This is a genomic window from Paenibacillus sp. FSL L8-0333, assembly GCF_037965665.1.
Classification (GTDB): Bacteria; Bacillota; Bacilli; order Paenibacillales; family Paenibacillaceae; genus Paenibacillus_AQ; species Paenibacillus_AQ odorifer.
Genome location: NZ_CP150186.1, coordinates 1,844,150 through 1,857,458 on the forward strand (window position 1 = coordinate 1,844,150; position 13,309 = coordinate 1,857,458).

Sequence of the window (13,309 nt, forward strand, 5' to 3'; positions counted from 1 at the left end):
CAGCCCGGTTCCTTAAGTTAAGGAAGACGGGCTGTTGTTGTAAGGTGGATTTATGAATTAAAGGTCAAACTAACGTTCAGGTTTCTCTGCTTGTCTCGTTGTAGTCATCCGGTAAGCCGTCGGTGACTGGGCACAAAACCGTTTGAATTGGCGAGAGAAGTATAAAGCATCGGTGAGCCCCACGGATGCTGCTACCTGTTCCACGGACAGCTCCGGTCGTTCACGCAGCAGCTGTCTGGACTTTTCAATACGCAGCTTTAGCAAGTAGGTCACCGGAGATAATCCGGTCTCTTGCTTAAATACACGGGACAGGTAGGCTCGATTATAACCCAGCGTATCACACATTTGTTCAATAGAGACCGGGTGCGCATATTGAGAAGCCATATAGTGGATCATTTGCTTCACAGTACGCTTAACCTGTGATTCTGTTCCGGGAAGACGGGAGAAGGAAGAGAGCAAATCAGCTGCCTCGCCGACAATGAGATAGAGATACCCAAGCGAAGTCAGATGGGCACTTTCTTTGTTGGCGTTGAAGGCTTGCATGATGCTGGACAGGGCACCTGGAATGAGGCTTTCACCTGTTGTGGTCACCACGGGTTGTTGTGGTGTGAACCCCGTCTGCAGCACCAGATCGTCAGCTTCGCTGCCAGTAAATGCTGCCCAGCGATAGCACCAGGGCTGATCTTTATCAGAGACGTAACTGACTAATTGTCCCGGATGGATCAAGAAGCAGTCTCCTTTACCCAACTCATATTTATGATGTTCTGTACGGAATACACCCGAGCCAGATTCTATGAAATGCAGCAAATAATAATCATAGATCTTGGGTCCAGCTTGATGCATGGGCAGTGTCTGACTCTGGCCGGCAAACAGTACATGAAGGTTCTGTTTATCGTAATACACGGGATTGGATCCTACGGAATAAGTATGCTCCATTTGGGACAGCCTTTCTTGTGTTAATGTCATTTAATGGCTTATAGTTTAGAGAGTAACAGTAATATATGTAATTATTATATTATGGGAAGTCACATTTATCCATACATTACACACATGATTGCATTATCAGAGGATGAGTGAATCTATTATAATGAGTACATAAAGAACGCTTTACTAATTCCCACTGGCTGAAGCAGCGAAAGGATGGAGTGGTATTAATGAGCATGCAGGAACTTAATAACAAATTTATTGAAAAATATGGGGTGAGCGAGGAAGAGGCTAAGGTGTTTTATGCACCAGGTCGTGTCAATCTCATCGGAGAGCACTTGGATTATAACGGCGGATATGTACTTCCCGCAGCTTTGGAATTCGGTACAACGCTGATTGTGCGTCCACGTAGTGACAGCAAAGTGAATTTTGCATCGACTAATTTTCCTTACGAAGCTTCTATTGATTATAGCGAAATTGGCAAGTCCAAAACTGGTGAATGGATTGACTATCCGATTGGGGTAATGGTTGAGCTGGATAAGAAAAGCACCCCGGTATCCAAAGGGTACGATCTGCTGTTCCATGGCGATATTCCGAATGGAGCAGGCTTGTCCTCCTCGGCATCTCTTGAAGTCGTTACTGCTTATGCGTTCCTGACTCTCGAAGGCGGCGATACAGACACTGTTGAGATTGCACTTTTGTCCCAGCGTGCGGAGAATCAGTACGTAGGTGTAAACTCCGGAATTATGGATCAGTTCGCAGTTGCTAACGGCAAACGCGATCATGCAATCCTGCTGATGTGCGACACACTTGAGTACAATTTGGTACCATTCATCACAGGTTCATACAAATTGGTTATCGGCAACACGAACAAACGCAGAGGGCTTGTAGATTCCAAGTACAATGAACGTCGTCAGCAGTGTGATGAAGCATTGGCTATTTTGCAAAAAGAAGTGCCTTCGCTAGCTTATCTGGCACAGCTCAATCGTGAACAGTTCGAAGCACATCAAGATAAAATCACAGACGAAATTGTAAGACGCCGCGCTCGCCATGTCGTGGAAGAGAATCAACGCGTGCTGGATTCCGTTGAGGTATTAAAAAACAATGATCTGAAGCAGTTTGGACAGTTCATGAATGATTCGCATGCGTCCTTGCGCGATTTGTATGAAGTTAGCTGTGCAGAGCTTGATATTATGGTTGAAGAAGCTGGACGTATCCCAGGTACACTCGGTTCCCGTATGACTGGCGCGGGTTTCGGAGGTTGTACAGTATCTTTGGTACATGAAGATGATATAGAACGTTTTATTCGTGAAGTTGGTGAAGCCTATACCACAAGATCTGGTTTGGTTGGCGAGTTCTACGTTTGCGGCATCGGTAATGGTGTCCAAGAATTGAAGGGAGTGTAATCAGATGGCGATTTTAGTAACAGGTGGAGCAGGGTATATTGGGTCTCATACTGTAGCGGAGCTGCTGGATCGTGGCGAAGAAGTGGTGGTCATCGACAATCTGCTAACAGGGCATCGTGAGGCGTTGCTGGGTGGCAAGCTGTACGAAGGTGATCTGCGTGATAAAGAACTGCTGGGTAAGCTGTTCGCTGAAAATGAGATTGAAGCGGTTATCCATTTTGCCGCAAGCTCGCTGGTCGGAGAAAGCATGAAGGACCCTGTAAAATATTACGACAACAATGTATATGGTACACAGTGTCTTTTGGAAGCTATGCAAAAAGCTGGCGTAAACAAGATCGTATTCTCGTCCACAGCTGCAACCTACGGCGAACCGGAAAAGGTGCCGATTGAAGAAACAGACCGCACTGAACCGGCCAATGTGTATGGAGAAACTAAGCTGACCATGGAACGGATGATGGCTTGGTTTGATAAAGTACTGGGCATCAAATATGTAGCATTGCGTTACTTCAATGCAGCTGGCGCACATGCCAGTGGCAAAATCGGTGAAGACCATCGTCCAGAAAGTCATTTGGTGCCGCTGGTATTGCAAACGGCTTTGAAGCAACGTGACAGTATCGCTGTTTTCGGAGATGACTATCCTACAGAAGACGGTACTTGTGTGCGCGACTACATCCATGTCAGCGATCTGGCTGACGCCCATGTCCGTGCGGTAACTTACCTGCGCAGCGGAAGCAGCAGCAATATTTTCAACCTGGGTAATGGACTTGGATTCTCGGTAAAACAGGTGATTGAAACGGCGAAGAAGGTTACTGGACTTGAAATTCCTGTAGTCATTCAAGAACGCCGTGCCGGCGATCCTGCTGTGCTGGTAGCTTCCTCCGACAAAGCGCGTAGCGTCCTTGGATGGAACCCGCAGCATGCAGATTTGGAAGATATCATTCAAAGTGCATGGAACTGGCACTCTGCCAATCCGCAAGGATACGGAGAATAAGGGACTTTAGGTTAGCTTATCTTGAACTTGAGACCCTACTTAAGGAGAATTAAAATGCACAACGAGAATAAGATTACGCCTGCTGGCCAGAAAGCATTACATGCGATTGAGCAGCTTGTTCTGTTCGCACTGCGCCAGCAGCTTATAGCTCCATCCGATGAAGATTATAGCCGTAATGTGCTGCTCGAACAGTTTGGTTTCAGTGAGCCGCTTGTAGGTGACATCGATCAAAGTGCATTGGAAGGGCCGCAGGCTCCACTCGATGCACTGATTGATTATGGTTTTGAAATCGGATTGATCCCAGAGAATAGTGACACTTACCGTGACTTGCTGGACGCCAAGATTATGGGACTTCTCATGGCCCGTCCTTCGGATGTAAATGCTGAATTCTATAGTCTGACTGCTGAAAAAGGCATCTCCGCGGCTACAGACCGTTTTTATAAATTGAGCATTGATTCGAACTATATTCGGATGGATCGGATCTCCAAGAATGTCTACTGGCTGCAGGATTCGCCGTACGGAGACATTGAAATGACGATCAATTTGTCCAAGCCTGAGAAAAATCCGAAGGAAATTGCGATGGCTCGGCTGCTCCCGCCGCCAGTCTATCCGAAATGTCTGCTGTGCCGTGAGAATGTAGGTTATGCCGGACGGATCAATCATCCGCCGCGCCAGAACCTGCGTATCATTCCGCTTAACCTGAATAATGAAAAATGGTTCTTCCAATACTCGCCATATGTTTATTACAATGAGCACTGCATTGTATTCCATCATGATCATGTGCCAATGAAGCTTACCAAGGATACCTTGAAGCGGCTGCTTAGCTTCGTGGAATCATTTCCGCATTATTTTATTGGCTCAAATGCAGACTTGCCGATTGTTGGCGGCTCTATTCTGACGCATGACCATTTTCAGGGCGGATGCCACACGTTCCCGATTCAAAAAGCGCCTAAGGAAGATACATTTACACATGCTTCTTATCCGGGTGTCAGCATTAATATCGTAAAATGGCCGATGTCCGTATTGCGCTTAAATGGTGAAGATCCTGTGGTTCTACTGGAATGCGGAAATGCGCTTTATGAAGCTTGGAAAGCCTACAGCGATCCAGAGGCGGAAGTGCTAGCCTTTAGTGAGGTTGACGGTGAAGTACAACCTCATAATACCGTTACTCCTATCGTCCGCCGGGCCGAGGACGGCAGCTTCGAGATGGATCTTGTGCTGCGGAATAACCGGACTAATGAGCAATATCCTGAAGGGATTTTTCATCCACACCGGGAAATGCATCATATCAAAAAAGAAAACATCGGCTTGATTGAAGTTATGGGACTGGCGATTCTGCCGGGCCGTTTGAAGGAAGAACTTGATTCCATCGCAGGTATTCTTGCAGGAGATCAAGCGCTGTTAGAAGCGGTGAAGAATGACCCTAGTCATTCTCTTGCGCAGCATGCGGCTTGGATTCAGGAGCTGGTGGAGCGATTCGGTACTGCACTGCAACACGAGGAAGCGCTCAAGATTGTGCAGAACGAAGTTGGCATCAAGTTTACACATATTCTTGAACACGCTGGCGTTTACAAACGGACTCCAGAAGGTCAAGCAGCTTTCCGCCGTTTTGTAACAAGCTTCGGTGCTTTGTAGTAAGTGAATTTGGATTTAAAGATGTCCTCAAGCCTATGGGCTTGGGGCATCTTTTTTTATTCGGGGTGACGAAATCCAGCCACCTAATTTGAATGCGGGTAAACAGAGGTTTATAATACGAAGGAGTAAGACATTATGAATTAACTACTGGAGGTTTACACATATGCGTAAATTTGAATTTTATAATCCTACCAAGCTGATTTTTGGACAGGGTACCCTTGAAGCTTTGAAGACGGAGGTTCCTAAGTACGGTAAAAATGTGCTTTTGATGTACGGTGGTGGCAGTATCAAGCGCAGTGGTCTGTACGAAAAAGTAGTTGCTGAGCTGAGTTCAATAGGCGCTACAGTGACTGAACTCTCTGGAGTAGAACCCAATCCACGTCTTTCCACAGTACATAAAGGCGTAGAGCTGTGCCGGGAGCATAATATTGACCTTGTTCTCGCAGTAGGGGGCGGAAGCGTATTGGACTGCGCAAAAGCTGTTGCTGTTGGAGCGAAATATGATGGTGATATGTGGGACTTTGTAGAGCGTAAAGCAGCGGCCCAAGACGCGCTTCCACTGGGCACAGTGCTGACAATGGCTGCTACGGGATCCGAAATGAATAATGGCTCCGTAATCACAAACGAGGTTACTAAGGAAAAAATGGGCTGGGGCAGCGTGCATGCCTATCCGGCATTTTCGATTCTTGATCCAGAGAACACTTTTTCTCTGCCACGTGATCAGACCGTTTATGGCATGGTGGACATCATGTCACATGTACTGGAACACTATTTCCATACAGACGGCAATACTCCGGTACAAGACGGGTTCTGTGAAACTTTGCTGCGCACTGTAATTGAAACTGCGCCGAAGCTTATCGAAGATCTGAATAACTACGAGCTGCGTGAGACCATCATGTACTGTGGTACGATGGCGCTTAACGGAATGGTCAGCATGGGTTTCGCCGGAGATTGGGCGACACATAATATCGAGCATGCAGTATCGGCTGTATACGATATTCCACATGGCGGAGGTTTGGCGATTCTGTTCCCGCAATGGATGAAATATAACCTCAGCACAAATCCTGCGCGTTTCCGTCAGCTTGCAGTAAATGTGTTCGGAGTTGAACCTGCTGGCAAAACTGATGAAGAAATCGGGCTGGAGGGTATCGAGGCTCTGCGTAATTTCTGGGATTCCATCGGTGCGCCGAAGACGCTCGGTGATTATGATATTGATGACAGCGAGATCGGCAGTATGGCTGACAAGGCTGTTCGTTTCGGAGCGTTTGGTAATTTCCGCAAGCTTGAGCGTGAAGATGTAGTTGAGATCTATAGAATGGCTTTGTAAGTAACTCTTCTACGAAAAGAGACCATATTTCTTTATTCTAGAAGCCGCAAAAGCATGTCAAAGAAGCGATTCCTCGTTATGGAGGAATCGCTTCTTGGTGTTTATGGTCTAGTGTGACTTGCTCCTCTTACGGTACTTTTCTGTCGCTCTCATCACAAGGTTTCGCTGCCGCTGACCGAACTCCACTGCGGCTGGCGGAACCTCCGCTGCCGCAGACCGTATCTCGCTGCGGCTGTCCAAACCTCCGCTGCCGCTATCCGAACTCCGCTGCCGCTGACCGTGTCTCGCTGCGGCTGTCCAAACCTCCGGCTACCGCTGTTCACACCTCGACTGCATCTGACTAACCTCCGTTGCCGCTGACAGATACCCACTGCCGCTGACCGCTCCTCATCTATCACTGTTCGTTCCCGTAATCTAATCCGTCGACCGTCCTCCACAGTCTTACGGACCCAGCTGCCGTTATTTGCGAATTTTCAGCCTTTTGAGTAAGGTTTCGGACACCAGAGACACTATTGCTTCGAAATGACCTCATATTTGCTGGTTTCAATGCCAATAGAGGCTATGCGGTCCGATAGCATACCAAATGTCGGATAAAACGGCGAATAGGGTCTGCTGAGTCCGTTGCGCCGAAGGAGCATAAGCAGCATAAGCAGCATAAGCAGCATAAGCAGCATAGCCCCTTCATACGCGCGAGAGTGTTACCCAACCAACTAGTGTTTGTAATCTCCCTCAACTGATTCCTCTACCAATATACGGCCTACCCTTATACGCCCTACCTACGGACCCAACTGACGTTATATGCGAATTTTCAGTCTTTTGAGCAAGTTTTCGGACACCAGAGACACTATTGCTTGGAAATGCTCTTATATTTGCTGGTTTCAATGCCAATAGTGGCTATGCGGTCCGATAGCATACCAAATGTCGGATAAAACGGCAAATAGGGTCTGCTGAGTCCGATGGGCCGAAGGCGCGTAAACAGCATAACCCCTTCATACGCGCGAGAGTGTTACCAACAAAAATCAGCGCCTCAGTAACTATTGGACGTCCTTTAGGACAACCCCAGCACATGTAATAAAATAGTGTCAATGTGCGCATGCTTATCCTCTGAATGGAACTTATTTGGGTGAATATCCAAAGATTGTGAAACCAAGGACCTACTTTGTACGTTTAATGTAATATGACAGTCCTGATAGAAGACAGGAGGAAATAAAAATGCAAACGCTGTATTTAGGCTGCTTGGCGCTAGGCGTCATATTTGCCATAGTCAGCGTCCTGGTGGGCGATGTGATCGGAGATGCCTTGCATGGGGCCTTTGATTTCGTATCTGTAGATTTTCTGAATCCCACCGTGCTGGCAGGAGGAATAACCGTGTTCGGCGGAGCGGGCATTCTTCTAACCCGGTACAGCGCTCTGGAGGCTGGGGCGATCATTGCTTTGTCTTTGTTAGCCGCCGCTTTTTTGGGAGTACTTATGTATCTAGGGGTGGTTAAGCCCATGGAAAAAAGCGAAATGTCCAATGGTTTCTCAATGAGTGATCTGCCTGGTAAGATCGGGGAAATCACAATTCCTGTTCCTGCCACTGGTTATGGTGAGATTATGGTAAAGTTTGGCGCCGGCAATAGCCTGCATACGGCAGCAAGCTTTGATCATGAGCTGCTTCCGGCAGGGATTAAAGTTGTTGTAGTGGAGGTTAGAGAAGGCGTTGCATTGGTGTCAGAATTCGAAAAGAGAAGAGGAGTGGATCTTTAATGTTCGGTATTCCTGAGTATTTGTTAGTCCCTGCTGTTGTCGTTGCTGTTTTGTTTGTGCTAGGTATCGCATTCTGGGCACGTTACAAAACGGTTGGACCCGATGAAGGGATGATCGTAACGGGGTCGTTCTTAGGGAAAAATCATATTTCAGACGATGGTTCTGGTCGTAAAATAAAGATTGTACGCGGGGGCGGTGCCTTTATACTCCCAGTCTTTCAGAAGGCTGAATTTATGTCGCTTCTTTCTCATAAACTCGATGTGACGACCCCGGAAGTATACACCGAACAAGGGGTTCCGGTTATTGCCGACGGCGTAGCGATCATTAAAGTGGGTAGCTCAACGGAAGATGTGGCGACAGCTGCTGAGCAATTTATGGGCAAACCGATTGAAGCACTGAAGAGCGAAGCACAAGAAGTTCTTGAAGGTCATCTGCGGGCCATTCTCGGTTCGATGACCGTTGAGGAAGTATATCGTAACCGTGACCGCTTTGCGCAAGAGGTTCAAGGCGTGGCGGCACGTGATCTTAAGAAAATGGGTCTGCAAATTGTTTCCTTTACCATCAAGGATGTGCGAGACAAACATGGATATCTAGAGGCACTGGGTAAACCGCGGATAGCTGCTGTGAAGCGGGATGCAGAGATCGCTGAAGCAGAAGCAGTGCGGGATGCGAGAATTCAAAAGGCAAACGCAGAAGAGCAAGGGCAAAAAGCTGAGCTGCTGCGGGATACGAATATTGCCGAAGCCTCTAAGGAAAACCAGCTTAAGGTGGCTGCGTTTAAACGGGATCAGGATACAGCGAAAGCGGAAGCCGACCAGGCTTATCATATTCAAGAGGCACGTGCAAAGCAGACCGTTGTTGAAGAACAGATGAAGGTTGAGCTGGTACGTAAGGAACGTGAAATCGATTTGCAAGCCAAAGAAATTCAAGTTCGCGAGAAGCAGTATGATGCTGAAGTGAAGAAAAAAGCAGAAGCGGATCGTTATGCAGTAGAGCAAGCGGCGGAAGCCGATAAGGCGAAGAGAATGCGTGAGGCAGATGCCTTGCAATATAGTATTGAAACGCAAGCAAAAGCGACATCTGAGCAGAAGCGTCTTGAAGGTCAAGCGATGGCGGATGCAGAGCTGGCTAAAGGTACAGCGGATGCTGAGGTTATCCGGTTGCGCGGTCTAGCGGAAGCAGAAGCCAAAGAGAAACTGGCGGAAGCTTTCCAGAAATTCGGCGAAGCGGCGGTGCTCGACATCATCGTCAAAATGCTGCCTGATTTGGCTGGCCAAATTGCGAAGCCGCTGGCATCTATTGATAAACTTACCGTTGTAGATACCGGTAATGGGGAAGGTGCAGCCCGGGTCAGCAATTATGTGACTCAGCTAATGTCCACCGCTCCAGAGATGCTGAAGAGCGTCTCAGGGATTGATGTAGAGGCACTGATCAAGGGGCTGACTACTAAAGCTTCCGGAAGCAAAGGAGCATCAGTTACACCAACCGCACCAGTTGCCCCTGCAACTTATATTCAGCCATCAGTAACATCCAGTGCAGCCAGCGAGACTTTAACTTCTCTGCCTGAACAAAAGGAAAAATAGTTTAATGCAAATTATATTGATTTAATTTACTTAAGGTATGACTGGCAAAGCTGCTGGTCATACCTTAATCTTTATGTTTTGATCTAAATCAGACAACATGATAAAAAGCTCCTGCGTTTACAGGTGATTTTTGATGAAGCTTATAGCTTATCGAAATACCATGGGAATTATTGTATAAATGGACATCGTCGCTTTCACTGGTGTTTAAAGATTTTTTCAGGTAAAATAAAAGCCTTTAAGGCTGTTCACTCTGATCTACTAGCTTAGTAAGGACACAGAGTGTTCTTCTAATATGCAATTCTTGGTGTTATGATGGTAGCAAAGCTTGTATTTATCGTACGATTTCTTATTGCGAATGCTGCTGGAAGTTAGGTGTTTAGAAATAAAAGAGGTGTCAAAAATGAGTAGCATAACAGTGGCGAAGGTGTTAAATAACAACGTTATCATTGCCCAGCATCCTCAATATTCTGAGGTTGTAGTTATCGGTAAAGGGATAGGGTTTAACCGCAAGCTGCGTGATCAGATTAATCTATCCTCCGTGGAGAAGATGTTTATTCTTCGTAGCCAGGAGGAGCAGGAACAATATAAACAGCTTCTTCCCCAAGTGGATGAGAAGTTGATTGAGGTCGTTCAAGAAATAGTATTACATATTATGCATTGTAACCGTCAGCCGCTTAATGAGCATATTCACATTGCACTTACCGACCATATTTCTTTTGCTATCCGTCGTTTTGAACAAGATATCCCAATTCATAATCCATTTTTGTATGAAACTAAGGAGATTTATCCTGAGGAATATAAGATGGCAGAATATGCGATTGGACGGATCAATGAGGCTATGGGCGTGGAATTGCCGGTGGATGAGATAGGTTTTGTGGCTCTTCATATTGTCAGCGCACTTAGTAATAGGCAAATTTCCGAGGTTAGACAACATTCTCTCTTGATTGGAGAGCTGGTTGGGTTAGTCGAGAATTATCTGGACTATCGAATCCCACGGGATTCACTTGATTACTCAAGACTGGTAACCCATCTGCGATTTGTTCTAGAAAGATTACGCCGTGGAGAGGCGGTACAAGAGACCTCAACCCTGGATGGACTCATGAAACGGGAGTATCCTGAGATGTATTCGTTGGCTTGGAAATTAACAAAAATTATCGAACAGCGTGTGCGAATTCCCGTGTATCAAGCTGAGGTAAGTTATTTGACGATTCACCTGCAGCGTATTGCCCAGAAAAAAGTGGACGAACAAGATATGGACAAGAATGGTGAAGCTCCTTAAAGTGCAAAAGTTGTAACAAATCATGGTTTCAAAAAAAACGCTTGCTACTTAAAAAAAACGATGCTACAATGTTCACTGTCATCAACAAAACAGAATATCGAGCGTGTAACTGATTCGATCAGGCATGAGTGAATTACAGTATTTTGGTTGTTAACCCCCTTCTTGGGGCAATCTAACGATAGCGTTAGATTACAACTTCTATACTGTGTTGCTCATGCCTTTTTTGGCATCTGTTTTAGTGAAATTAATGAAAGGAGTAACCTAAATGTTTAAAAAGTTGTTTGGTGTTTTACAAAGAGTTGGTAAAGCTCTGATGCTTCCAGTAGCTATTCTGCCTGCGGCAGGTTTGCTTCTTGGAATAGGAAACATGCTGGTAAACCCAGACTTCCTGCAATATGTTCCAGCACTGGAGAACCATGTTGTTCAGGCTGTTGCCAACGTATTGATGAATTCAGGACAAATTGTATTTGATAATCTAGCCTTACTCTTCGCGGTGGGGGTTGCGATAGGTTTAGCCGGGGGTGAAGGTGTTGCGGGTCTAGCTGCCATTATCGGTTTCCTCGTAATGAACATTACGATGGGTACAGTTATTGGTGTTAATGATTACGTTCTGAGCCAAGGCGACTTCTCGTATGCCAGCGTATTAGGGATTCCAACACTGCAAACAGGGGTGTTTGGAGGTATACTCGTCGGTATATTGGCTTCGGCCATGTACAAGCGATTCTTCAAAATTGAGCTTCCTTCTTACCTAGGTTTCTTCGCAGGTAAACGTTTCGTACCGATTATGACGGCGGTAACAGCTCTAATCTTGGGCTTGTTACTGACAATAGTATGGCCACCTATTCAACATGGTCTGAACTATGTGTCACAAAGTATGATTGACACAAACAAAACGCTTGCAGCGTTTATCTTCGGAACGATCGAACGTTCGCTCATTCCTTTTGGACTGCATCACATTTTCTACTCTCCATTCTGGTATGAATTTGGTACCTACGTTGATAAAGCAGGAGAATTGGTACGTGGTGACCAACGGATCTTCATGCAGCAGCTTCGCGATGGAGTAGACTTCACAGCAGGGACATTTACTACGGGTAAATATCCATTCATGATGTTTGGTCTTCCAGCAGCGGCTTTGGCTATCTATCATGAAGCTAAACCTCAGAATAAAAAGATCGTCGGAAGTTTGATGATTTCCGCGGCATTGACATCGTTCTTGACAGGGATTACTGAGCCGCTCGAATTCTCGTTCCTATTCGTGGCTCCATTGCTGTTCGCTGTACATGCTGTGTTTGCAGGTCTGTCCTTTATGACTATGCATATTCTGGATGTTAAAATCGGAATGACATTCTCGGGTGGCTTTATAGATTTTGTGCTATTCGGTATTATCCCGAACCGTACAGCTTGGTGGCTGGTCATTCCGGTAGGTCTGGCCCTTGCCTTAATTTATTACTTCGGCTTCCGGTTTGTAATTCGGAAATTCAATCTTATGACACCGGGTCGTGAAGAAGATACGAATGAAGAAGAAGAAGTGAATACGGAGTCTGTCTCCAGAGCCGGTGATGATCTACCGCGGAACATTTTGTCCGCTCTAGGTGGTAAAGAAAACATCACTCATCTAGATGCTTGTATTACCCGCCTTCGTGTTGAAGTTAAAGATAAGGCAGGCGTAGACAAGAACCGTCTTAAGAAACTTGGTGCATCAGGTGTGCTGGAAGTGGGTAATAACGTTCAAGCGATTTTTGGCACACGTTCAGACACGATTAAATCGCAGATTCAAGATGTGATTAACGGAAAGACACCTGCGGCTTCAGCAGCTCCAGTAGTGGTTACTCCAGAGCCAGAAGAAGAACAACAGGCAGGTGAAGCTGGTGAAGCGATTATCAAGGAAGATATCGTATCTCCAGTAAACGGTGAATTGTTGGATATCACAGAGGTGCCAGATCCAGTATTCTCCCAAAAAATGACGGGCGATGGCTTCGCGTTCCTATCCGAAGATGGGAAGATTGCTTCACCGGTTTACGGTAAGGTATTTAACGTGTTCCCGAGCAAACATGCCATCGGTATTATGTCTGACGGAGGCAAGGAAGTGCTCGTTCATATTGGGGTTAATACGGTTAAGCTTAAAGGTCAAGGCTTCACGGTATTAGTTGAAGAAGGCGATCTTGTAGCGGCTGGGCAACCGATTATGGAAGTGGATTTAGAGTATGTAAAAGCACATGCACCTTCTGTAATCTCACCTGTTATTTTCTCGAATTTACCAGAAGGCTCTTCTGTAACATTGAAGAAGCCGGGTAAGGTTTCTATAGGAGACCAAGACATCATTACGATTCAGTAAAAGTGCAAGGGCCGATGCTTCCTTGTTCATACAAGGAAGCGAAGCTTTCACTATAAATTTAAAATACTCTAATAACAGAA

General features: G+C 46.1%; 11 protein-coding genes. 8 read left to right on the plus strand and 3 right to left on the minus strand.

Annotated features, from left to right (window positions below; all coding sequences use genetic code 11):
• Positions 1 to 69: 69 nt before the first annotated feature.
• Positions 70 to 936, minus strand: a complete 867-nt coding sequence (locus tag NYE72_RS07990; RefSeq protein ID WP_036680991.1) for an AraC family transcriptional regulator — start codon at positions 934 to 936, stop codon at positions 70 to 72.
• Positions 937 to 1,154: 218 nt separating this feature from the next.
• On the opposite strand from NYE72_RS07990, the gene NYE72_RS07995 reads away from it, so the two are divergent.
• The 4 genes from NYE72_RS07995 to NYE72_RS08010 all read left to right on the plus strand — a co-directional run bounded on the left by NYE72_RS07995 (position 1,155) and on the right by NYE72_RS08010 (position 6,283).
• A complete protein-coding gene (locus tag NYE72_RS07995) occupies positions 1,155 to 2,330 on the plus strand; it encodes a galactokinase (protein WP_036680992.1) in 1,176 nt (391 codons plus the stop codon).
• Between the two features lie 4 nt (positions 2,331 to 2,334).
• The gene (galE, locus tag NYE72_RS08000; protein ID WP_036680993.1) at positions 2,335 to 3,321 is read left to right on the plus strand and encodes a UDP-glucose 4-epimerase GalE; all 987 of its coding nucleotides are present in this window, start codon (positions 2,335 to 2,337) and stop codon (positions 3,319 to 3,321) included.
• A gap of 54 nt (positions 3,322 to 3,375) precedes the next feature.
• A complete protein-coding gene (locus tag NYE72_RS08005) occupies positions 3,376 to 4,956 on the plus strand; it encodes a UDP-glucose--hexose-1-phosphate uridylyltransferase (RefSeq protein WP_339211685.1) in 1,581 nt (526 codons plus the stop codon).
• Positions 4,957 to 5,119: 163 nt separating this feature from the next.
• The gene (locus NYE72_RS08010; protein WP_076205263.1) at positions 5,120 to 6,283 is read left to right on the plus strand and encodes an iron-containing alcohol dehydrogenase; all 1,164 of its coding nucleotides are present in this window, start codon (positions 5,120 to 5,122) and stop codon (positions 6,281 to 6,283) included.
• A 152-nt stretch (positions 6,284 to 6,435) separates the two neighbouring features.
• Here NYE72_RS08010 and NYE72_RS08015 read toward each other — a convergent pair whose 3' ends face one another.
• On the minus strand, positions 6,436 to 6,720 hold the full coding sequence (locus NYE72_RS08015) for a hypothetical protein (protein WP_339211687.1): 285 nt from the start codon (positions 6,718 to 6,720) through the stop codon (positions 6,436 to 6,438).
• A 72-nt stretch (positions 6,721 to 6,792) separates the two neighbouring features.
• Positions 6,793 to 6,948, minus strand: coding sequence for a hypothetical protein (locus tag NYE72_RS08020; RefSeq protein WP_339211688.1), 156 nt, complete (start codon positions 6,946 to 6,948; stop codon positions 6,793 to 6,795).
• A 547-nt stretch (positions 6,949 to 7,495) separates the two neighbouring features.
• Here NYE72_RS08020 and NYE72_RS08025 point away from each other — a divergent pair.
• The 4 genes from NYE72_RS08025 to ptsG all read left to right on the plus strand — a co-directional run bounded on the left by NYE72_RS08025 (position 7,496) and on the right by ptsG (position 13,229).
• Positions 7,496 to 8,032, plus strand: coding sequence for a hypothetical protein (locus tag NYE72_RS08025; protein ID WP_036683577.1), 537 nt, complete (start codon positions 7,496 to 7,498; stop codon positions 8,030 to 8,032).
• Between the two features lie 8 nt (positions 8,033 to 8,040).
• Positions 8,041 to 9,615: a flotillin family protein gene (locus tag NYE72_RS08030; RefSeq protein ID WP_280513478.1), complete on the plus strand. Its 1,575-nt coding sequence runs from the start codon at positions 8,041 to 8,043 to the stop codon at positions 9,613 to 9,615.
• Between the two features lie 400 nt (positions 9,616 to 10,015).
• Positions 10,016 to 10,894: a PRD domain-containing protein gene (locus NYE72_RS08035; RefSeq protein ID WP_036683575.1), complete on the plus strand. Its 879-nt coding sequence runs from the start codon at positions 10,016 to 10,018 to the stop codon at positions 10,892 to 10,894.
• A gap of 265 nt (positions 10,895 to 11,159) precedes the next feature.
• Positions 11,160 to 13,229, plus strand: a complete 2,070-nt coding sequence (gene ptsG / locus NYE72_RS08040; protein ID WP_036683572.1) for a glucose-specific PTS transporter subunit IIBC — start codon at positions 11,160 to 11,162, stop codon at positions 13,227 to 13,229.
• Positions 13,230 to 13,309: the final 80 nt, after the last annotated feature.